General features: G+C 55.2%; 16 protein-coding genes. 2 read left to right on the top strand and 14 right to left on the bottom strand.

Annotation, left to right across the window (positions count from 1 at the left end; all coding sequences use genetic code 11):
* Positions 1-87: 87 nt before the first annotated feature.
* The 11 genes from G491_RS0121585 to G491_RS34390 form a co-directional block, all read right to left on the bottom strand.
* Positions 88-921, bottom strand: a complete 834-nt coding sequence (locus G491_RS0121585; protein ID WP_035219749.1) for a CheR family methyltransferase — start codon at positions 919-921, stop codon at positions 88-90.
* A 1-nt stretch (position 922) separates the two neighbouring features.
* A complete protein-coding gene (locus G491_RS31900; protein ID WP_015949211.1) occupies positions 923-1,369 on the bottom strand; it encodes a chemotaxis protein CheW in 447 nt (148 codons plus the stop codon).
* On the bottom strand, positions 1,369-3,972 hold the full coding sequence (locus tag G491_RS0121575) for a methyl-accepting chemotaxis protein (RefSeq protein WP_169829494.1): 2,604 nt from the start codon (positions 3,970-3,972) through the stop codon (positions 1,369-1,371). Before G491_RS0121575 ends, G491_RS31900 begins: the two co-directional genes overlap by 1 nt.
* 31 nt (positions 3,973-4,003) lie before the next feature.
* Positions 4,004-4,528 carry a cytochrome c family protein gene (locus tag G491_RS0121570; RefSeq protein ID WP_015949209.1) on the bottom strand — a complete coding sequence of 175 codons (525 nt, stop codon included), beginning with the start codon at positions 4,526-4,528 and terminating at the stop codon, positions 4,004-4,006.
* Positions 4,525-6,708 carry a chemotaxis protein CheA gene (locus tag G491_RS0121565; protein ID WP_028316039.1) on the bottom strand — a complete coding sequence of 728 codons (2,184 nt, stop codon included), beginning with the start codon at positions 6,706-6,708 and terminating at the stop codon, positions 4,525-4,527. The genes G491_RS0121570 and G491_RS0121565 overlap by 4 nt, the downstream gene beginning before the upstream one ends.
* Positions 6,705-7,088: a response regulator gene (locus G491_RS0121560; protein WP_015949207.1), complete on the bottom strand. Its 384-nt coding sequence runs from the start codon at positions 7,086-7,088 to the stop codon at positions 6,705-6,707. The genes G491_RS0121565 and G491_RS0121560 overlap by 4 nt, the downstream gene beginning before the upstream one ends.
* Before the next feature lie 109 nt (positions 7,089-7,197).
* Positions 7,198-7,512 carry an STAS domain-containing protein gene (locus tag G491_RS0121555; RefSeq protein ID WP_168161229.1) on the bottom strand — a complete coding sequence of 105 codons (315 nt, stop codon included), beginning with the start codon at positions 7,510-7,512 and terminating at the stop codon, positions 7,198-7,200.
* 19 nt (positions 7,513-7,531) lie between these two features.
* Complete coding sequence (locus tag G491_RS31895; protein WP_051327440.1) at positions 7,532-8,395, bottom strand: NUDIX hydrolase; 864 nt, start codon at positions 8,393-8,395, stop codon at positions 7,532-7,534.
* Entirely contained in the window at positions 8,392-10,725 is a 2,334-nt protein-coding gene (locus G491_RS0121545) for a hypothetical protein (RefSeq protein WP_157468468.1), read from the bottom strand. The genes G491_RS31895 and G491_RS0121545 overlap by 4 nt, the downstream gene beginning before the upstream one ends.
* 202 nt (positions 10,726-10,927) lie before the next feature.
* A complete protein-coding gene (locus G491_RS0121540) occupies positions 10,928-12,118 on the bottom strand; it encodes an iron-containing alcohol dehydrogenase (RefSeq protein WP_028316037.1) in 1,191 nt (396 codons plus the stop codon).
* A gap of 52 nt (positions 12,119-12,170) precedes the next feature.
* Complete coding sequence (locus G491_RS34390) at positions 12,171-12,725, bottom strand: hypothetical protein (RefSeq protein WP_015949202.1); 555 nt, start codon at positions 12,723-12,725, stop codon at positions 12,171-12,173.
* A 466-nt stretch (positions 12,726-13,191) separates the two neighbouring features.
* Here G491_RS34390 and G491_RS0121530 point away from each other — a divergent pair, with 466 nt between their 5' ends.
* Both G491_RS0121530 and G491_RS0121525 read left to right on the top strand, forming a co-directional pair.
* Positions 13,192-15,198: an aldehyde ferredoxin oxidoreductase family protein gene (locus tag G491_RS0121530; RefSeq protein WP_035219747.1), complete on the top strand. Its 2,007-nt coding sequence runs from the start codon at positions 13,192-13,194 to the stop codon at positions 15,196-15,198.
* An 819-nt stretch (positions 15,199-16,017) separates the two neighbouring features.
* Complete coding sequence (locus G491_RS0121525) at positions 16,018-17,184, top strand: aminotransferase class III-fold pyridoxal phosphate-dependent enzyme (RefSeq protein ID WP_028316035.1); 1,167 nt, start codon at positions 16,018-16,020, stop codon at positions 17,182-17,184.
* Positions 17,185-17,770: 586 nt separating this feature from the next.
* Here the strand turns inward: G491_RS0121525 and G491_RS0121520 are convergent.
* The 3 genes from G491_RS0121520 to G491_RS31885 form a co-directional block, all read right to left on the bottom strand.
* The gene (locus G491_RS0121520; RefSeq protein ID WP_051327439.1) at positions 17,771-20,194 is read right to left on the bottom strand and encodes an efflux RND transporter permease subunit; all 2,424 of its coding nucleotides are present in this window, start codon (positions 20,192-20,194) and stop codon (positions 17,771-17,773) included.
* Positions 20,195-20,378: 184 nt separating this feature from the next.
* The gene (locus tag G491_RS0121515; protein ID WP_028316033.1) at positions 20,379-20,999 is read right to left on the bottom strand and encodes a carboxymuconolactone decarboxylase family protein; all 621 of its coding nucleotides are present in this window, start codon (positions 20,997-20,999) and stop codon (positions 20,379-20,381) included.
* A 25-nt stretch (positions 21,000-21,024) separates the two neighbouring features.
* Complete coding sequence (locus G491_RS31885; protein WP_051327438.1) at positions 21,025-21,624, bottom strand: YceI family protein; 600 nt, start codon at positions 21,622-21,624, stop codon at positions 21,025-21,027.
* Positions 21,625-21,643 lie beyond the last annotated feature (19 nt).

Raw genomic sequence — 21,643 nt, 5'->3', positions numbered from 1 at the left:
GTTGAGTTTGCGACTGTAAAAACGCCTCAAGCAATAACCCCTGTATTCTATGAGGCAGGGCGCCTCGGGAGTTTGAAATACATCTCTCTAGTTTTTTTGTTTTTGATACACCGCATGCCCTATAAGGGAAAAGCGGTCATCAATTCCTATCAATGATTCCGAGGCGCCCAGGCAAAGATACCCCCCGATCGGCAACAGCCGCAAAAACTCCCCCATGATCTGTTGCTTCTGAGTCCTGGAAAAATAAATCATAACGTTGCGGCACAGGATGACATCCATGGGGCCTTTGATGGGATAAGGCGATTCCAGGAGGTTCAGCCTCCTGAACAGGATGTGTTTCCTGAGTCCGTCTTTAACCGCATACAGTTTTTTCCCCCCGTGTCTCTGCGGTTTAAAGAAGCGCGTTGCATAGTCTTCGGGGACATGGCTCATTTCATTGGCGGTGTATCGCCCCCGAAAAGCGTATTTTAAGGAGTCGCTGTCAATATCCGTGGCCAGAATTTTGACGTCCCATGAAACCAACTCCCGGACCGCCTGCTGGAGCATCATGGCCACGCTGTATGGCTCGTGCCCCCTTGAACAGCCCGCGGACCAGATGCGCATCTGTTTAAGGCCATAGTTTTTCTGCATGATTTCGGGAATAATCCGTCCGGCCAGGAGATCAAATTGCGGACCGGCCCGAAAAAAGCTGGTCTGATCAATCGTGACGTGGTTGATCAGGGCTCTGAGCTCCTCATCGTTCTTTCCCGCTTTGAGCATGCGGTAATAGGCGGTGTACGAACTCATCCCCAGGGCTTCCATCCTTTTGGCCAGCCTTCTGCCCAGGGTTTGCCTTCTGGCGGCTTTCAACAAAATGCCTGTCTTGTTTTGAAGCAAGGTCCGGAATAGTTCGAACTCCGTTTCAGACAAGACGGGAATCATTTCAGGTTGCGTCCACCATTTCCAATTCCTCCTGGCTCAGCAGCCTGTCCACATCCAGAAGGATCGTCATCATATCGTCTTTCCTGCCCACCCCTGCCAGGTATTCCCGGGATATGCCCGGCGGCAGGTTTCCCGTGTTCTGAAAATCATCGGCCTGAATTTCCACCACGTCTGAAATTTCATCGGCGATCACCCCCATAACCCGGCCGGCTATCTCCACCACAATGATTACGTGGAAAGGGGTGTAATCCGTGGAAGGCAGGCCGAATTTCTCCCGCAAATCGAACACCGGCAGGATGACTCCTCGCAAGTTGATGATTCCCTTAACAAAGCCTTTGACGTGGGGCAGCGGCGTAATCTTGCGATAGCTGAAAACCTCCTTGATCTTGAAGATTTCCACGCCGTAGCATTGGTCGTTAAGGGAAAAAACCACGTATTGGGTAGCCATCAGAACTCCTCGAAGCCTTCTTCAAACTCCTGTTCCAGGAGATCGTCGGTCATTTCCTCCATGGACGGTCTGGTGTTTATCAGATCGTCTCTCAGCGCCCGGGAAGTGGGCATGGCTCTGCGCCGTTCCCGGCCTTCAAAGGAGGATCTGGGCTCCATGGGCATTTCCGGCTCAAAGGCGTCTTCGTTAAAATCCATTTGATGGGAAATGATGTCTTCGGTTCCCAGAACAAAGACGGCTGTAAGCTCCTGGAGCTTGCGGGCCTTTTCCTTGAGCTTTTGGGTTTCCTGGGCCAGTTCATCCACAAAGGAGGCGTTCTTTTCGTTGACCTCGCAGACTTCCTGGGTGCCCTGGTTGATCTGCTCGATGCCCCGGGAGCTTTCCTCGCTGCCCATGGACACCTCGCCCAAGGCGTCGGAGACTTGGCCGGAAGTTTTCACAATGTTGGCGAAACGGCCTTCCAACTCGCCCACCCACTGGCGGCCGGTGGTGACTTTATCCATAATCTCACGCACCAGCACCTGGATGTCCTTGGACGCGGACGCGCTGCGTTTGGCCAGGTTGCGGACTTCGTTGGCGACCACGGCGAAGCCCCTGCCCTGCTCGCCGGCCCGGGCCGCTTCCACGGCTGCGTTAATGGAAAGCAGGTTGGTCTGGAAGGTGATCTCGTTGATGAGGTCCATCATTTCCACGACCTTGGCGCTGGCCGATTCGATTTCCGACATGGCTGCAGCCGTGCGCTCCACCTCGCTGCCGCCCTCGTGGGCCACTTTGACAGCCTCTTTGGACAGGCCGTCCGCATGGCGGGTGTTCGCCAGGTTCTCTCCGGTATTGCTGACCAGTTCCTCCAGAGTGGCGCTGATTTCCTCCATGGCGGCCGCCTGCTGTTCGGTGCGCTGGGCCAGGTTCTGGTTTTCGCGGGAAATGCGAAGCACGCCGTTGATAACCGGCAGGATGGCTTCCTTAACCTGTTTGATGAGAGCAGCCATGCCGTCCAGGGTTTCGTTGATGCGATGGGTGAGCACGTCCATGGAGTCGTTGGCGCCGGAAGGGACTCCCCGGGGCGAAAGGTCGCCCTGGCTGACCTTGCCAAGCACCTCTGACAGCTCGATAACCTTGATTTCCAGTTCCTTCTTGCCCTTTTCCTCCCGGGCGTAAGCCTCGCGAATGCGGGTTTCCGCCTCCACGTCCGCCGTGAGGTCCCGCATGATCTGGAAGGCGCCCAGAATCTTGCCGGAGGAATCCCGCAGAAGGGCCGCGCTGCACAGGATGGGAACTTCCACGCCTTTGGAATTGGTCAGAGCGATTTTTTTGCCGCTGACGGCCTCGTCGTTCTCCATGGCGCTGCGCACGGGGCATTCGCTTTTGTATACGGAGGCCAGAAAGACTTCATGGCAGGGCCGTTCCAACACCTCCTGCTTGCTCAGCCCCACCAGTTTGAGGGCCGCCTCGTTGACAAAGGTGATTTTACGGTCCGTATCGGTCATGAAGAAGGGGTCTGAGATGCCCAACTGAAGGCTGTTGGCGTATTCAATCCGGTCCTTGATGCTCAAAATCATGGTGTTGAAATTGCGGGTGAGCCTGCCGATGGAGTCGGCTGAGTCGTCGTACACTTCCACGTTGACGTCTCCGCCGGCCACCTGGGCGGTTTTTTCCTGCAAGGCGCCCAAACGATTGGTCACCATGCTCTGGAACAGACTGAAAATAATGGCCACAAGCAATCCCAAAGCCAATATGGAAGCGACGCTCATGTAGATAATATTATATCTGACCGTGGATTGGGTTTCCTTCAGGGGCTGCTGGATAATCATAGCGCCCAGCACCCTGCGGGATTTCCCATGGCAATGGGTGCAACTGTCCCTGTTGAAGATGGGCCTGATGGCGGTCATGAAGGGCGCCTCGCCCGTGGTTTCCTCAAAGACCATGGGGCGCAGCGGGGTTTTGGCTTTTTGAAGGGCGTTTTCCAAAGCCTTTTTATTACCGGCGGTCACACTGGGAAAAATTTCGCCGATCCGGTCCATCATTCTGTCGGTGTCCGCAAGCTCAATGGCGGCCCTGATGTTGTTTTTCACCTTTTCATTGTTTTCCTGCCTGATGACTTCCCTGGCTTTTTCCTCCAAAAAGGCGAAAGGGCCTCTATCCGTGGACTGCAAGGCTTCGTCCAGGGCTGTTTGAGGGTCATCGTCAAAAAGGAGCCGGTCCTTCACCACTTCCAGGCCTTCCTTGGCGGGATCAGAGGAGAACACGACCTTTTTGCGCTGATTGACTATATAGATGCTAAGGCCCCGCTTTTCGGCTTCGGAAACTTTTTTGGCGTCTTTGCCATCCTCTTCATCAGTAATTCCTATGGCCTGACTCATCTGATCGCCCGTCTGCCTCAACTCACGCCTGACGCTGTCGGTGTCGCCCAGCCTCATGGGATACTCAAAGCCGCCCATGGCTTTGGCCATTAGCTGATAGGAAAAATTGGTGGTGAGAGTTTTGGCGATCTTCTGCTGCACCGAAGAAAAGTAGATGAGGTTGGCTGCCATAAAGAGCATGACAATGAACAACGTAGCTAGCAGCATCTTGGTGCGCAGCCGGGTCCGCTTTCGAATGGACATGATATAATTCCTCATTAAGTCCCCCTATGGATCAATGGGCGCCCGCGTAAATTACTTTTTTATATCGGAAAGGCCTTACTTTGCCGATGTTGTCTTCGTCTTTTTGTTCATGGCATTTGGCGCACAACTCAATGGTCGGCGTTTTGACGATATGCGCTTTTTCCATGGTTTCGGTATGCAGCCTTCCAGGGCCGTGGCAAGCTTCGCAGCCCACGTTTTTCAGGCCGGGCGTTTCCGTCTCGTTGACAAACCCGGTTTCCTGGCCGTATCCGGTGGTGTGGCATTGGTAGCATTCCTTGATTTCCTCTTCCGTCAGTCCGCCGTCGCCGTCATCTTCCCTCATTCGGTTGATGGACTCCCAGGATTTGGCTTTTCTTGAATTTTTAGACCAGGACTCATAATGTTTGGCATGGCATTCCTTGCATGCTTCCGACCCGATGTAGCCGCCCCCGACGATTCCCCCCGTTGCTTTGGCCATGGGCCAAAGCACCAAAAAAGCCAGGGCGATGCCCGCAACTGCTGCACCGGCTATTTTGGTAAACATCTTCATTTTCATGCGTCGCTCCTTGCCGAAGATCTATTGAAAAACATTTCTTCCAAGGCAAACAGGTCCATGACCAAGGCCACCGAACCATCCCCCATAATTGTTGCGCCCGAGATTCCGGCAACGCTTTTGAAATTTGATTCCAGACTTTTTACAACCACCTGATGGGGGTCGAGCACCTTATCCACCAAGAGGCCAAAGCGCTGCCTGGACGTATCAATGAAGACCAGAATTGAGCCCCCGCCAACCCGGTCCTCACCGCAATCAATGCCGTACACCTTGGACAAGTGAACCACGGGGACGTACTCGCCCCGGAAGGTGTAGAGCCTTTCCCCTGCGCCGAAAAACTTCACGTGAGCCGGGTCGTATTCCTGGGTTCCCACGACCCCCCATAAGGGAATCAGATAGGACCTGTCCTGGTCCTTAATGTGCAGGGCTTCCAGCAAAGCGAAGGTCAAAGGCAGGGACAGAGTAAAAGTGGTCCCCTTGCCCTTTTCCGTTTCGATCTGCATGGTTCCCCCCAGTTGCTCCACTTCGTTCCTGACCACGTCCATGCCCACGCCCCTGCCGGAAAGGGCCGTAATGGCGCTGGCGGTTGAAAAGCCCGGCTGACAAATAATATCCAGGACGTTGGAGTTGTCCACCGTCTCCCCGGGCTGGATGATCTCCCGCTCCACGGCCTGTTCGGCGATGCGGTCCAGATCCAGTCCGCGGCCGTCGTCGCTGATGCGCACCAGGATCATGCCGCCTTTTTGAAAAGCCCGGAACTCAATGACGCCTTCCGGAAGTTTGCCTGCGGCTTCCCGCTCTTCCGGAGTTTCTATTCCGTGGTCCACGCAGTTGCGAACCAGGTGTTTCAAAGGATCGGTGATGTGTTCGATCACTTCCTTATCCAACTCGGTGTCCACCCCGATTAGGGACACCCGCACTCTTTTTCCTTGTTCAAAGGCCGTATCCCGGGCGATGCGCTGAAACCGGCGGAAGGTCCCCTCCAGGGGAAACATGCGGACCTGGGCCACCCGTTCCTGAAACTCCCGGTTGACTTTAAGCAGGTTTTCCAACTCCTGGTCTGCTTCTCCGCCGGAAATATCGGGCACGCTCCCGAAAAAATTCTGGAGCCTGGAAAGGCCGATGCCGATTTCCTCCGCCAGGTTCACGAGGTGATTGATTTTTTCCACATCCACCCGAACGCTGGTTTTTCGGTAGGTTTGCCGGCTTTCCTCCTGCTGGCCGACGACCTGCTCCAACATGGAGGAATCGATCTTGCCTTCCTCCACCAGAATTTCGCCCAGGCGCTTTTGCTTGCCCAGGGCCACGTCCAGGTCGCCCTTGGTGATTGCGCCTCTTTCCAGGAGGACTTCCCCCAGGGGGCGCTCCCCTACGGCGATGTCCACCCCTTCCTTGTACCGGGCCGTAATGTCCTCAATGGAGATTTCATTATCGTCCCGGACGAACATGAAGACGTCCTCCATCTCTTCGAGGGAAGCCTTTGTCTTGGCCGTCAATCGCCAGGATATGTACAGATTGTATGGGTCGAAAGATTCATAATCAGGCAGCCGGGACATATCGGCCGTCACGTCCACAATGTCCGCCACCTCTTCCAGGCCCAAGAGCAGCAATATGGGATCCTGCCCCCATGAGAACAGGTCCTTACGGAATTTCAGTTCGATTTCATAATATCTTCGCCCGTCTGCAGCAGGGGCCTTGGCTGTTTTTTCCTTGGCCGCTTTTGGCGCCTGGGATGCAGGTTGAGGCGCCGGGGCTGAACGGGACGCGGGCTTGGGCTCCGGCTCTGATATAGCGTCCATGCCGAGAAAACGATTTAGCTGGGACTTTCTTGCATGGAGGACCTCCGGCTCGGCCTCGGGTTCGCCCCGCCCCCCTCTTTCCACCATTTTTCTTAAAAAATCTATGTCTTCCAACAGAAAAGACACCAAGGGTTTGGTAACGGTCAACTGCCCGCCCCTAACCCTCTCCAGGAGATTTTCCAGCAAATGCGAGTACTCGGACACCTTTGTGAAGCCCACCATGGCGGAACCGCTCTTCATGGTATGGATGGCTCGGAAAATTTCCTGCACTTCCCCGCCGGAGCCGGGATTATTTTCCAAACGCAACAGGCTTTCTTCGGCGGATCGCAGCAGGTCGTCCGTCTCGGCAAAGAAAATCTGTAAAGTTTCGTCAGCCTCGTTCATCTGGTCCACATGAGTTTTTTAATGGCCCACAACAGCTGTTCCGGGTGAAAAGGCTTGATCAGCCAGCCGGAGGCGCCGGCGGCCTTGCCTTTTTCTATCATGTCCCTTTCGGATTCGGTGGTCAGCACCAATATGGGCAGGAATTTGAACTCGGTTTGCTTAACCTTGCCGATAAAAGTGATGCCGTCCATTTTAGGCATGTTGATATCCGTAAGGATCAGGGACGGAACGTTTCCCTCCCTTCGCATGGTGCTTAAAACTTCCAGGGCGTCCTCTCCATCCTCGGCCATGGCCACCTCGTAGCCAGCGTTGCGCAGGCAAAAGGAAACCGAAGACCTGATGGTGGGAGAGTCGTCTACTACCAGAATATGCTTTTGCATGGTTCTCCATCCTGGCGGCGCTGCAGCCGTCCGGCCCCGCCTGGCGGCTTGTGTGTGCTATGCGCTCAATCTTCCTGTGCGTGCAACCAAAAAGAAGCTCTTCGGCGTCCTATAGCAGATGGGCGGCCAGTCCGCTGATCCGCAGGATCTTTTCCATTTCGGGCGAAAGGCCTTCAATGACCAGTCCATGGGCGATTCCCATGCCCCGTTTAAAGGACGCCAAAAATTGCAATGACGCCGTATCGGCGAAGACCAATTCGGAAAACGAGAGCGCCACCTTGCCGGATCGAATCGCGGAGGACTCCAGGAATTCCTTCAGGTATTCCAGGTCGTGGATGGTCAGTTCGCCCTTGAGGACGTAAACGCCGTCCATGTCCTGGGACACGGAAAAATTTCTGGGAGCGGGCGCCTGATTGTCTTCCATTTGGTCTTCTTTTCCCATTTTACAGACAGGGCATCCACCTGCCGTTTTCCATTACGATCCGCGAGGGTTCGTCCGTGCGGGGGGGTTGTTTGTACTCCGGAATGCTGTATTCCGGGTCATGGGGAAGCAGCAGGCCCATGACCTCCCCTTTCGCGAAGGGTTGAGGCAGAACCGGACTGATTTCCTGGTTTTCGCTGGCCGCCAGGATTTCATCCGCGTTCTTTTTGCCGCATAAAGCCCACAAGTTCATGAACGTGGGCGGCATGAGGTTCAACCTGCCCGCCTGGTATTCCTCCAGACCCTTTTCCGGCCGGATCCACAAGCCCTGCGTCACCTCCCCTTCATCCGCCGCAGGCTCCTGCCCCTCGGGCAGCTTGGCCAGAAAAAATCGCGTATCCCATCTTTTTTTAATATGCTCCGGAGTAATCCAGCGCCTGTGAGGCGCCAGCCTGTCCGGGCGCAGGCGTAAATCCGTATCCTTGACCATTTGCGCCAGGGGAATTTCCCCTTTTCCCAGAGGGTTTCTGTACTTCCACAAGGCGCGGACTCCCTCGGAGGGAAGGCCGGAGGCGAAAAGCACTCCGGATTCTTCAAAGGTCTCCCGAAGGGCGCAGAAATATAATCCCAATGCTTGTGCGCCTTCCCCCAAGAAGCCTTCCAGGCCCTTGGTTTCGGGCTGTTGCGCATAGAGGGTCAAATCCGGGTCTGCGTCATTTTTGTCCACAACGCCTCCGGGAAAAACGTGAGCCCCGGCAAAAGACTTGGCTGACGCAGTTCTGGAGACCAGAAAGACTTCGGGCCCCTGCTCCCCGTCCCGCACAAGGATGACCGTCGAAGCGTCCAGGACGCCTGTTTGTTTGCCGTTCGCCTGGGGTTGCGTCATTTTACGGGCCCCTTATTCCGGGTGACGGAGGACATGGAATCCTCCACCCACCCCATGGCCCTTCTCAGCAATCCCTTAAAATTGGCTTCCTTGCTGATAGCGTAAAAGGAGGTTTCGCTGGAGCGGAGTTCCTTAAGGAACACCAGGTCCGACGTGGTTCCCACCCTCCCAATGGCGCGAATAATCACCTGAAAAATCTGCAGCAAACCAGGAAGCTGGTCACTGCTGTATTTAAGCCGCCACACGTCCGCGTCCGGGTTGCCGTATTCCCTGCCCGCGCTGCGCAAGACGGCGCGCGCGGTGGCCCCGCCCACCAGGGAAAGGAGGATGTACACCTCCCTCTCCAGGGTCAGGATGTACCTTGCCGGCATGGGATCCCTGGTTCCAAAGGGATCCAGGGTGTCTTTCAAGGACCTGTGGATGCTCCGAACCTTTCTGAAAAACGCGTCCTTGTTCTGCTCGATGAAATTATCGGCGAAGGCCACGGCCTGCGGGTCGAGCCCCTCTTTAACCCTGAGAACCTCCTCGGGAGTGATCTCAATGTCGTTATGAAGCTCCTTGTTGTATTTCCGCAGCAGCAAGGTGGACAGCATGAGCGCGTTCCGGTCGTAAAAGGTGACATTTTCAGGATCGTGGCAGAAATCCTTGAGCAGGACTTCCAGGCCCTGCTTGCGCATTTTCATACGGTCAATGAGCAATTGCAAGGCGTTCAAGTAGGCGATGCGGTCGTGCCTGTCCATGATTTCCTTGAGATAATACCATAGGAATTCAAAGACCTTTTTTTCGTGCCGGGAAAAAGCCGGAATGTTTCGCTCAAATTCCCTGCGTAAAAAACCGCCCATGGGGTCGAAGCATCCCCTGAGCAAGGTCACCAAGTCCTCGGCGTCCTTCACCGTGATGGAAAAGTCCCGGGCAATGGTTTGGAAATCAATGGTTTCAAACTCAATGGGGTTTTCCACCATTTTTTTGATTTTGTTCTTCGTGATGGAACGCTGCGAAAAGAACGCCAAAAGATCCAACAACTTGTGATCCAGGGTGGCGGATATGGAGTCGTTTTCAAACAAGCTGGCGGCCACCATAACGTCCCCTGAAATATTGATGCTGTAATACACCTCGTCGGGGACCAGATCCAGGCGGCTTTCCACGCTTCCAAGAATATCTATAATCAGGGACTCCCCTTCCATGTCCAGGTCGGCGGCCAAACCGTTCTTTTGGGACATGCCGGTTTCCACGGCGTTGATCACGTCGGAGGCCAGGGCCAGCCGTTCGCCCAAAACGTAGGCGTCCACAGATCCGTAATCGTCTGCGTACAGGCTGTGCAGGGTCCGGGCGACTTTTTGCGGCTGCAGCCCGAATTCGCTTTGAATGATCCGGGTGAGCTTGGCCTTGAACCGGGAGACCGGCTCGGCCGGGTGGTCCGTAATCAGCCAGCGCACGCTGTTTATTTCCAAAGGCGGGCGCTTAAGCTGGGCTTTTAATTTTTTAAAGGCGAAAATGGTTTCATAAACGCCTGTAAACTGCTCCAAGGGGTCGCCCTGCTTGGCCCTCGCCAGCATAACGCTGATTTTTTGCACCAGTTGGGTAAGCGCTTTGACCTTGACCCCGCTGTAGGCGGCCAGCAGAGAAAGGTTGGGGTCGGGCCGGCCTTTTTCATCCGTAACGATGGGCGTTGGAGTCAGCTTGGGCGCATTTTCTTTTTCTCCGGGATCTTTAGGAACCTCGCCCGATTGAAGGGCCAAAGCGTACCAGTAACCCGCCAAAAGCTCCATTGACTTGGAGACGTTTTTCCTGTCTTCATCGGTCCACTTGCCCATATGGATGACAAAGCCGCCCAAACCGATCTTGCCCAGATATTCAAAGGCTGTGGTGGCCTTGGAGGGCATGTGGGAGGCCGTAACGCCCAGGCGCCTGGCCGTATCCTTAATTTGGGGAATATCCAGGAACAGGGCGCCGTAACGCATAATAAAATCATAGCGCTTCGACGCGGATCCGGCCCCGGAAATGACCCGGCCCAAATATTTTAGAACCAGCCATTCTCCATGATCCGGCATGGTGGAAAGTTTGCGGAGATTCTCCATGATCCGGTTGATGGATTCCCTGGTTTTTTGCAACGAGCCGGACTGGGCCGTCTGGATGAACATGGTAAACTCAAAAGCGTAGTCCACCATAAGCAAGCGCCAGGCGTCCCGGCGTTTCTCCTCGTCGTGCAAAGCTTCCGCCAGTCCATTGGCCGCCTTGGCGGGAGAAAGGTTATTCCCGGCGTCGACGCCGCCCAAATCGCGAAACAGTTGTTCCGCTTCATTGTCCAGAACGATGTTTCTATCTATCATGTATACGCACCTGGCGCGGCCTGCAAAGCCCCGCCTTTTTGGCGATCCGGCGCAAATCCCCGGCATGGGGGAGGCCTCGACCGCCTAACTAACGGAAATCCCAACGATTAGGATAGTATCACGACGGGCGCAATTGGTAAAGGCAAAAATGCCGCAAAAAAACGCAGTTTAATTGCGGTTGAAGCACGGCTAAAACCTGCCCTTACAACCAGTCGTAAGCCGCTTTCACTATGGACAGGGCGTCTTCGTAACTCACGGCTTTGGGATTGTACGTCACGGCCCCGTCGTTGAGCACGGCCGTCGCCGCCTCTTCCAGTTTGTCCAGGGGCACGCCCGCCTGCTTCAGGGTTATGGGCAGCCCGCAGGCTTTGTTCAGCCGGCGATTCAGGTCGCGCACCGCCTCCACAGCCCGAGCCGGGCGGTCTTTTTTCGGAGTATTTAAGTAAATGTCTTCTCCGGCCAGGGGCAGAAGCAATTCTCCGTAGAGATCGCCGGTTTTATCCAAGTTGAACTCCATGCCGAAAGGCAGGAAAATGGTGTTCGCCACGCCGTGGGGCACGTGGCACACGCCGCCCAATCCGTGGGCCAGGGCGTGGACGATGCCCACCATGGCGTTGGAAAAGGCCGCGCCGGCCAGCAAGGATGCGTTGGCCATGGCGAAGCGGGCCGCCTTGTTGGAGCCTTTTTCCACGGCGGTGAGAAGGTTGTCCCGAATCAGGGCGATGGCTGCCGTGGCATGGGCGTCGCTCAGGGGATTTTTCTGGATGCAGGTGTAGGCTTCCACGGCGTGAGTCATGGCGTCCATGCCCGTGGCCGCCGTAATTTTAGGCGGCATGGTCAGGGTCATGCGGGGGTCCAGAATCGCCACTCTGGGCAACAGATGATAGGAAGTGAAAGGCATTTTGATGCCTCTTTTGGTGTCGGCCACCACGGCCACCAGGGTGACCTCGGACCCGGTTCCCGCAGTTGTGGGAATGGCGATAAAAGGCTGCAACTCTTTTTTAAGGACCTCGGCGCCCATGAGTTTGATGAGGTCGTCCACGTCTTCGGTGACCACGATGTTCACGGCCTTGGCCGTATCAATGGCCGATCCGCCGCCAAGCCCCACAATGGAGTCGCACTTGTTTTTGCGATAGAGTTTGGCCACTTCGTTAACGACCTCCACTGAGGAATCGGGGGGCGTGTCTTCGTAAACCGCCGCCAGCACCGCCTCCTGGCCGAGAAAGGCGTCAGCCACTATCTGCATGAGGCCTGCGCCCACAACGCCTTGATCCGTGACCACCAGGGGCCGTTTGGCGCCCAGTTGCTCCAGCTCGTAAGGAAGATTGTCCACCGCTTTATTGCCAGCCACCACTTTGACCGGATTATAATATTCATAATAGGAAGGTATCATTTATCCTGCTCCTTTTTTTTAGTCGTTTTCCCGCCGCCTGAGGCGACATAATTTACCGGACAAGCCTTGCGAATTTTCCAAGCCCCACGGGCAAGCCCACGCCCAGGATGGCCGCGCGAATTCCGGCCCGTTTCAGGGTCATGGGAGGCACTGATTTTAAAACGTTTTTCGCAATAAACTTGGGAAACAAGTAGGCCTGGGCGATGTCCATGCAGCGGATGAGGCTCATGGCCTGGCTGGCGTCCCCCTTGAGGGAGACTCTATGCTCCGCAGAACCTTGGGGGGAGCCCATTTGTCCGGAAAAAATTAAAAAAGCCGATTCCAGGTTTTTGAAAAAGATAGTGAGGTCCGCTTCCACAGGCGTTGACCCGGCGTAGCGCAAAATCCCGTTTTCCTTTTTCAGCACCATGGTGGGGCCTTGGGAATGGACGTGAAGCATGATGGTCATGGGATCGTTCCATTCTGCGACCTCCGCGCGCGCGTCCTTGTCCAGGACTGCGGACGCCTCCAGAGCGCGGCCCAAAAGAAAGAGGCCCGCCTGAATCATGAAGGTCTTCCCCCTCTTTTTTCGCGGTTTCCACCTGTGAGAAACCATGTTCTCATTCATGACTAACTCCTATCCTAGTAATTGTAAGGGTAGTATTGCGGCAGTCTGTCAAGGCCTTTAAAAACTCGCCGCTTGGAAAAAAGACTTATAGCGTACCATGCATGAATTTCCACCCGCAGTCAAGCCGGAGATCAAGGGGGGCGTTTTTCTTGACAAATCATTCCGAGGAATAGCCTGATATTTCATGATACAATTAGAATTTTTTGTATTCTTAATGGGTTTTGTGCGGCGACTTTTTTTCGCTTTTGGACGGGGAATAACCCTACGGAGCTATTGACCACGGGTCATGTCTGTGTTAGGCATTTTTTAAGGTCGCTCAGGATAAAAGCTCCAATCCCGGGCCGCGCACAATCCTTTCTTGATTTTACTTGCCGAAGGTAGTCATTTTTTGTCTTACGGATTGTGCTTGTATGGGCTTTTTTTCAACGGGTCCGTAACAAAATATTTATAGGGGGGGGGAAGGATCATGGCAGTGGAAAAAGGAAAAGCCGGAACTGGATTTTGGGGAAGAATCCTTCACGTAAATCTGACGGAAGGAAGTTTCGAATACGAAGACCTGGACAGGGAAGTGTACGCCAAATATTTGTCCGGGGTGGGCTTGGGCGCCAAGGTGCTTTGGGAGCGCCTGAAACCCGGCGTGGACCCGTTGGGGCCTGACAACATTCTGGGCTTCACCACCGGCGTTTTGACGGATACGCCCTCGCTCTTTACCGGACGCTTTACCGTGGTGGGCAAGTCGCCGTTGTCGGGCGGTTGGGGAGACTCCAACTGCGGCGGGTATTTTGCGCCTTTTTTAAAACGCTGCCAGGTGGACGCCGTCTTTTTTTACGGCGCGGCGGAAAAGCCGGTGTATCTGTACCTGGACGGCAAGGACGTTCTGATTGAGGACGCCGGCGAGATCTGGGGCAAGGATATTATTGAAACCGAGGAATACCTGAAAGCCAAGCACGGCAAACGGGTACAGGTCGCTTCCATCGGCCAGGCCGGGGAAAACAAGTGCCGGTTTGCCGGCATTTGCAATGACGGAGGCAGGATCGCCGCCCGCAGCGGCCTGGGAGGGGTCATGGGCTCCAAGAATCTCAAGGCCGTGGTTGCCGCGGGTAAAAAGCGTGTGGGCGCCGTCCAAAAAGACGTCATGAAGGAGTTGACCAAGGAGTATCGCGAAAACCTTGGAAAAATGCGTTTTTTGGAAAAAGTCCTGGACGGGAACAGTTTGGCCCTCACCGGCTGGATTACCCGGGTGCTGCCCATTTATCCCCGGCAGCCTTCTTTTTTATGGCGCACCATCCTGAGAAAATTCGGTACGCCGGGCCTGACCGCCATGAGCGCGGAATCCGGCGACAGCCCCATCAAAAACTGGGGCGGCTCGGGATGCAAGGATTTCCCCCTGTCCACGGTCAAGGCCATCGGGCCGGACGCCGTGCTTCAATTCCAGAAGAAAAAATACGGCTGCTATTCCTGCCCGATTCAGTGCGGCGGAATCATGAAAGTGGACAAAGGCCCCCATCAATTGGCCGAAACCCACAAGCCGGAATACGAAAGCATTTGCGCCTTTGGCGGCATGGCCCTGAACAATGACGTGTACTCCATTTTCAAGCTCAACGACATGTGCAACCGGGCCGGGATAGACACCATCTCCTGCGGCGCCGTGTGCTCCTTCGCCGTGGAATGCTTTGAAAACGGCCTTTTGACCGAAAAGGACACCAACGGCGTCAAGCTGGCCTGGGGCGACGGCGAAGCCTTGATCCGCCTGACCGAAATGATCATCAACCGGGAGGGGATCGGCGACGTCCTGGCCGAAGGCGTGAAAGTCGCGTCGGAACGCATCCAAAAAGGCTCCGATGAATACGCCGTACATTGCGGCGGCGTGGAGCCTCCCATGCATGATCCGCGCATGGATATCGGATACGGCATGGCCTACTACTGCGACCCTTCCCCCGGCCGCCACACCATCTGCTCCAACATGTACCTGGACCTGCAGGAGTTGGAAAAGCAGTTCCCCAGCGCGGACAAGCCGGCCCAGTTCTTCACGGACAAGGAAAAATACCGCACCGACAACAAAGCCAAGGGCATCGCCATTGACACCTATTTTAAAATGCTCGTGGATTGCAGCGGGTTGTGCCTGTTCGGCACCCAGGTCGGCGGCGGCATGCCCGTGGTGAAGTGGCTGAACGCGGCGACGGGATTCGACTTCACTCCGGACGAATACCTGGCCATTGGCGAACGGGTCCATCAATTGCGCCACGCATTCAACGTGCGGGAAGGCATTAACGAGGCCAAAAATTTGCCCCACGGCAGGGTCTACGGCAATCCGCCTCTCAAGGCAGGGCCGTACAAAAACCTCACCCTGGATATGGACGCCCTGGGCAAGTACTATTACGCAGAAATGGGCTGGGACTGGGAAACCGGCAAGCCCCATCCGGCCAGGATGAAAAACCTGGACCTGGAAACCGTGGCGGAGACGTTTAAATAGGTCCGGGAAGCAGTTTTCCCAAGACAAATAGTTTATACAGCCCCCGGCGATTTGTTTGAATCGCCGGGGGTTTTGTTTTTTTATGGGCGCCAGAACGGATAGGATGCGGCGCGGAAACCGCACAACTACACGGCGAGGAGACCTCGCGGCTACAGTGCGGAAACCACGCTACTACATGGCGAGGAGACCTCGCAACTACATGAAATGGGTTTCAAGAAAGGATTTTCGGCCATTGGGCTATGTCTATTCTCAGCATTGGTATAGGCCCATTTTTGGCGCGGGGACCGCGCAACTACATGGCGCGGGGACCGCGTAACTACAATGGCGAGGAGACCTCGCAACTACGCTACGCACCGGTTTCCTTTTACGTTTTTCGTCCGCCGACCATTCACTATTTCGAAAATCGTCGCAGGTCGCACCTTTTGTTGCTGGCGCAACCCAGACAACAAACTGCGTGGTCCGGGCCACCCCGAAAACCATGGGCGCGGGGACCGCGCGGCTATGGCGAGGAGACCTCGCAACTACGGCGCGGGGACCGCTCAACTACACGAAATGGATTTCAAGAAAGGGTAGCCCCGGCAAAGCAGTATCCCGCCGGTGTCGCAAAGCGACATGATGTTCAACCTTCCGGATGGAAAAATCCAATCCTTAATCGGACGAGAACTCATATGACGTTAAATCTTCTCATTCCTTGAAGACGCGCATAAAATAATTTCAAAAACACCCCACGCCTTGCAAAGGAAGGCCATGCGCGTTATTGTGCAGGGCAGCCTTCAATCCGAACTTCACGCCAACCTATAAGCCAACGCCGAGGGAGCTATGGATCACGTTTTTCAATGCACCGGCCATGAACTGAAAATCCCCAATATCGTAGACAGCCGGGGGATGTATGTCTTTGACGACCAGGGAAAGCAATACATGGACCTGGAATCCGGGGTGTGGTGCATTTCGGCGGGGCATAACAATCCCCGGATCAACGTGGCCATGATCCAGAGAATCGGAACCCTGATGCACGCAGGATTCTGCTATTCCAGCGAAACCCTGGAGGAAGCCGCCCAGGCGGTCCTGAGAATTGTGGGTTTTAAAGACGGCAAGTGCGTTTTTCTCTGCTCGGGAAGCGAGGGCATTGAAATCTCGCGACAAATTTCCAAGCACCTCACGGGAAACAGCCTGTCCATGACGCTCCACGACTCCTATCTGGGCTCCTACGCCTCGGTGACGGATCGCAGCAAGGGATGGTTTTTGTTCAACTGGGAAGCGTGCAAAACCTGCGACAAAATAGACTCCTGCGATCCCTCGTGCCGGTTGCTTAAGGACATTCCGATAGACGTTGCGGACTTTGTTTTTGAGCCGGGAAGCTCGTCCGGGTTCGTCCGGTTTCCGCCCAAGGCCCTGATTCAAAACATCGTGGAAACCGTGCGGGGCAACGGCGGGAAAATCGTGATCAACGAAGTTACCACGGGCGTGGGCCGCACAGGCAAGTGGTTCGGATATCAGCATTACGGCATCCAGCCGGATTTCGTGGCCATGGGCAAGGGAATCGGCAACGGATATCCCGTGAGCGTCGCGGCCCTAACCAAGCCGATTATCAAAGAGTTGGAAGACAAGCCGTTCCATTACGCCCAATCCCACCAGAACGATCCCCTGGGCGCCTCCGCGGCCAACGCAGTCATCAAGGAGATTGAGACCAAGGGCCTGATAGAAAATGCGGAAAGGATGGGGAAGCTGCTTTTGCCCCGACTGGAAGCCCTTGTGGACAATGAAGTTGTTTTGGAGGTCCGGGGAAGAGGCTTGATGTTCGCCGTGGACATGATCGACGCCGAAACAACCAACGCCGTCTATTCCGATTTGTTAGACCTAGGATATATCGTTGGCAACCGGGGGACGTCTTTCCGGATCGATCCGCCGTTGATCGTGACCGAGGAGGATTTGAACGGGTTTATTGAGGCGTTTAAGGGGGCGTTGGCGGCGAGGAAAAAATTATAATATCGAGGGGCCGATTAAGGGTAAAAAACGTTTTCCTCGTTTTGAATGCTCCAGAGCGCGGGGACCGCGCGGAAAGGCGAGGAAACCTCGCAACTACAGGGCGCGGGGACCGCGCAACTACCATGCGAGGAGACCTCGCGACTACATGGCGCGGGGACTGCACGACTACGGCGAGGAGACCTCGCGACTACGCTATGCATGGGTTCCGGTTTACGTTTTTCGTCCGCCGACCATTCTTAGTTTCGAAAATCCCTTCAGGTCGCACCTTTTGTTGCTGGCGCAACCCAGACAACAAACTGCGTTGTCTGGGGCGCCCTAAAAGCAGGGCAAGCCCTGCGGCGGGAATGGCGCGGGGACTGCACGACTACGGCGAGGAAACCTCGCGACTACGAAACAGCGGTTTCAGGAAAGAATTCCCGCTTGCACAGCATCCCCGATTCCTGCCAGCCTTCCAGGCATCTTTTGGCGCGGGGACCGCGCGATTACCACGGCGAGGAGACCGCGCGACTACAGGGCAACGGTTGCAGGAAAGATTTTTCCACCGCTCGTCTCAACCGACTGCAACAAAACCAAAAATTACTTCTCCCTAAGATTTTTTGAATCCCCTTGTCAGGAGGATCATAAGGGCCGGAGCCAGGGTGAAATCTGCCGCCAGGGCCACCAGGATGACCAAGCCGGTGAAAAACCCGAACTGAACCATGTGGAGCAGGGTTCCGGACAAAAGCACGAAAAAACCGGCCGCCAGCACCAGGGAGGTAATCAGCAATGCCCTGCCAGTGCCCGTGAACGTCTCGCGGATCGTCCTGTCCACGTCGCCGGTCACTTGATGATATTTCCGAAAATTGTAGATGAAATGCATAGTGTCGTCCACCACAAGGCCAATGGCGATGCTGCCTATCATGAGGGTGTTCATATTCAGGCTGATATGAAAGGCGGCCATGATTCCCATGATCATCAAAATGGGCAAAAGGTTGGGAAACATGGCGATGAGGCCGCTTTTCACATCGCCGACCAAAAGGATCATCATGGCCGTGATAACCACAAAAGCCACCACGTAGCTTCTGGCCATGCTGTACAGGGCGGCGGGGATGGTCCGGGCCATGACCGGCATGAGCCCCGTGATGTTGACGGACGCCCTGCCCTCGAACACCTTGTCCAGCTTTTCTTTCCATTCCCTGACGAAATCGTCGAAAATCACCGAGTCCACCCAGTTGGTTTTGACCGTGATCCTGGCTTTGGAAAACTGCTGATCCACGATGCGCTCCAGGTCGTCGGCTCCGCTGTTTTCAAAAAGCAGAAGCTCCTGGGCGACAAGCTCCCTGTCTTTGGGGATGGAATAGTAGGCCGGGTTGTTCTCGTGCAGGGCCTGATTGGTTTCCTTAACCACGTTGACTATGGAAAGGGTCTTGCCCACTTTCAACTCGGGATGCTGATATACCATGAACTCTTCGCTCACCTGGTCCATGTCCATCAGGACGTCCGGCGCCTGGATTCCGTTTTCCCGCATCGTATCCACCACGACTTCCATGCTAACGGTGCCTTGGAGGTCCTTCTCGATTTTGTTCAGGTCGATATACACCTGCATGTCCCTGGGAAAATAATCCACGATGGCGTCGGAAAAATGGAGGGTGAAGCAGAGTCCGACGGAAGCTAATAAAAATATGGCTGAAATGACGATGATGGAGACTGGCCGCCTGAGAGAAAAATCGGCGAACCAGAGCAGCACTTTTTCCATGCCTTTGTTCGACGGTTTGATGGGCCGGGGTTTGACTGTCACCAGGGCCAGCATGGCCGGCAGCATGATAACGGTGAGCAGCAGGGCCAGCATAACGCCGAAAGCGGCGAAAATGCCCATTTCGGCGATGGCGGTCAGTTCAGCGGTGGAAAAGGATAAAAGCCCGGCGGCGGTCGTCATGGAGGTCATGACGATGGCCAGGCCTGAGTGGCCCAGGCTGTACGCAATGGCGTCCTCCTGGTCGTCGCCCAGGTCAATGCGGCGGTAAAACACGGCCAGAATGTGCACGGAGTCGGCCAGGCCCACGGCGACCAAAAAGGCGGGAATGGCCGTGGTGGTCATTTTAAAAGGCACGTTGGTCATGACCATGAGGCCTATGGTGCAGAACGCCGAGGACAGAACAATGATCAAAGGCATAATCACGCCGGAAAATCGCCGGAATAGAAGAAGCAGCAGAAAGGAGTTCAGGAACGTGGTGAAGATCATGCAGTTCCGGGTGTCTTTTAGCGTGGACTCGTTGAATACGTCCAGAATTACGGGCCTGCCCGTGGCCGCTACGTTGAAGTCGGGCGCCCGGAATCTATCCAGCAGCTTGTCCACCGCCCGCACCACTTCCCGATTTTGCTCCACCGTAAAATAGCGCTTTGGCTTTTCGCCTGCGTCCTCGGTTTTTACGGGGGCGGCGTCCTCAAAGGCGTCAAAGGCCTGGTCAAAGGCTTCCCCTCCCGCTGCGGCGTCGGCGTAGGCTTCCGTTTCGATGAGCAGAGCGGTCACGCGGCCGTCTTCGGATATGATGTGATTCCGGTACAAAGGGCTGGACATAACCCTCTCCCGGAGATCCTCCATGGTCAGGCCGTTTTCCGGCCAGTCCTCCAGGAGGTCTTCCACAATCAGGGAGTCGTCTTCGCCCCGGGTGTTCCGGATGTTCACCAGGCTGGTGACTTCCCGCACGTAGGGAATTTCGTCTTCCAGGGCATGGTGCAAGTCCCGGAGCTTTTCCAAAAAATCCGGGTCGAAAATTTCCGGCGGCTCCACGGCGATGACCATCATTTCCGCCCGGCCGAACTGATCCCGGAACTTATTGTAGGCTATTCGGATGGGATCCTTTTCCCGCAGCATGGCCTCCGAAGAAGTGTCCACGCCCAGGTTGGGAACCTGGATGAAAAAGAACAGACAAAAGACCAGGGAGGCGGCCAAGGTTTTTTTGGGGTTTTCGTAAATCCAGCGCCCCAGGCGACTAAACATATGTTCAATGCGGCTTCTTATGCCGGACATAAGGCCTCACGGGAGTTTTCAAACACGACAGTCTGAAATGCGGAAAAAGGTGAATAGGAGCGGAAAATTTATCAATCGGACGAATTTTATATACGGAACAAGCCTTGGGTTCAAGGATATTCTTGAACTTCCTTAAATTATCGGCGGGAGTCGACTCTTGGCCCCGACTCCCGTCCCAGGATTTTCAGGCGGCGCAGCGGTTTAGGCTGAAAAAGCCCGCACAGGCGTCGGAAGCGGCTTCCGCAGCCTGAGCGGCCTTGCACCGGGCCGTCATTACTGCATTGGTCAGAAGACCTTCCACCGGGCCGCTCAGGCAACTGAGGGCGCCTTTGCGGGGTTCGGGCGTTTCCTTCTCCAGATACGGAACCGCAAACAGATAGTTGCTGGTGTAATTGGCCATTTTCATCATGCGGCAGATTTTTTGGATGTAATCCCGCTCCTCTGGGGCGTAGGCTTTTTCAAAAGCCTGAGCGTTTTTACCCGTAGGCGTCTCGCCCCGCAGCACGGCCCAATCCCTTGCCCAACGCAAGGCCAGCCATTCCTTTTTGGGGTAGTCCTTTTTATACAGGGTGACCAGCTTTTGGATGTCATCCTCGCTCAGGCCGGCCTGCAGCCCCACCAGGGTATGAACCTTGCTGCAGACGCCGCAATTATTGGTGATGGACACGCACAGGATGATTTTCTCCCGAAACTTGGGGTCCATCTTAAGAAAGGTCCCTGCAAACGTGGGGCCTTTGAACATGTTGGCGGCCGTCATGGCGGCGTCTCCCACGGTTTCGAATGTGCGCATTTGTATGTCTTTCATAGTGTTCCCCTCCTAAAAATAAGGCTTATTCTTTTTTGATTCCCTCGACGGACAAGCAAACCTTGACCTCGTCCCCCAAGAGGCCGTTCAGCCCATAAACCATGCCGAAGTCGCTCCTTTTAAGGGTGAATTCAGCGCTGAAGCCAATGCGCGCTTCTTTCTGCATGCCGAGCCCCACGCCCGTTTTAGCCACTTCAAAGGTCATGTCCCTGGCCGTCCCCGCCATGGAAAACACGCCCTGGACTTCGTACAGGCCTTCCGCAATTTTCTCCACCCGGGAGCTTTTAAAGCTCATGTCAGGATAGTCAGCGGCTTTAAAGAAGTCCTTGCTCTTAAGGTGGTCGTCCCGCATCTTATTGCGGGTGTCCACTTTTTTAACGGGTATGGTCACAGCAACCGAGCAGGCGGCTGGGTTGTCGTCGTCCAGGATGATTTTACCCTCTATGACATTGAAAGAGCCGTAAAACATGGCCACGCCCAGATGCTCTATTCCGAATATGGCTGAAGAGTGGACCGGATCCACCTCGTACACGTCGGCGGCCCGGGCCGTTTGCAGGGGGATGAAAACCAGCCCCAGGGCGACTATAGCTGCAAAGAAAGCGGATTTGCCTGCGAATGCCTTCATGGTCGACCTCCTATGTTAA

The organism is Desulfatibacillum aliphaticivorans DSM 15576, from assembly GCF_000429905.1.
Taxonomy (GTDB): Bacteria; Desulfobacterota; Desulfobacteria; order Desulfobacterales; family Desulfatibacillaceae; genus Desulfatibacillum; species Desulfatibacillum aliphaticivorans.
Note: the sequence above shows the minus strand (reverse complement) of the source record. Positions and strands in the feature narration are given on the sequence as shown.

Bases quoted from the DNA above. Each gene is read 5' to 3' on its own strand.
- G491_RS0121530 (WP_035219747.1), top strand. From the start codon at position 13,192: ATGGCAGTGGAAAAAGGAAAAGCCGGAACTGGATTTTGGGGAAGAATC.
- G491_RS31900 (WP_015949211.1), bottom strand. From the start codon at position 1,369: ATGGCTACCCAATACGTGGTTTTTTCCCTTAACGACCAATGCTACGGC.
- G491_RS0121525 (WP_028316035.1), top strand. From the start codon at position 16,018: ATGGATCACGTTTTTCAATGCACCGGCCATGAACTGAAAATCCCCAAT.
- G491_RS0121520 (WP_051327439.1), bottom strand. From the start codon at position 20,194: ATGTCCGGCATAAGAAGCCGCATTGAACATATGTTTAGTCGCCTGGGG.
- G491_RS0121570 (WP_015949209.1), bottom strand. From the start codon at position 4,528: ATGAAAATGAAGATGTTTACCAAAATAGCCGGTGCAGCAGTTGCGGGC.
- G491_RS31885 (WP_051327438.1), bottom strand. From the start codon at position 21,624: ATGAAGGCATTCGCAGGCAAATCCGCTTTCTTTGCAGCTATAGTCGCC.
- G491_RS0121545 (WP_157468468.1), bottom strand. From the start codon at position 10,725: ATGATAGATAGAAACATCGTTCTGGACAATGAAGCGGAACAACTGTTT.
- G491_RS0121565 (WP_028316039.1), bottom strand. From the start codon at position 6,708: ATGAACGAGGCTGACGAAACTTTACAGATTTTCTTTGCCGAGACGGAC.
- G491_RS0121515 (WP_028316033.1), bottom strand. From the start codon at position 20,999: ATGAAAGACATACAAATGCGCACATTCGAAACCGTGGGAGACGCCGCC.
- G491_RS0121585 (WP_035219749.1), bottom strand. From the start codon at position 921: ATGATTCCCGTCTTGTCTGAAACGGAGTTCGAACTATTCCGGACCTTG.
- G491_RS31895 (WP_051327440.1), bottom strand. From the start codon at position 8,395: ATGACGCAACCCCAGGCGAACGGCAAACAAACAGGCGTCCTGGACGCT.
- G491_RS34390 (WP_015949202.1), bottom strand. From the start codon at position 12,725: ATGAATGAGAACATGGTTTCTCACAGGTGGAAACCGCGAAAAAAGAGG.
- G491_RS0121560 (WP_015949207.1), bottom strand. From the start codon at position 7,088: ATGCAAAAGCATATTCTGGTAGTAGACGACTCTCCCACCATCAGGTCT.
- G491_RS0121540 (WP_028316037.1), bottom strand. From the start codon at position 12,118: ATGATACCTTCCTATTATGAATATTATAATCCGGTCAAAGTGGTGGCT.
- G491_RS0121555 (WP_168161229.1), bottom strand. From the start codon at position 7,512: ATGGAAGACAATCAGGCGCCCGCTCCCAGAAATTTTTCCGTGTCCCAG.
- G491_RS0121575 (WP_169829494.1), bottom strand. From the start codon at position 3,972: ATGTCCATTCGAAAGCGGACCCGGCTGCGCACCAAGATGCTGCTAGCT.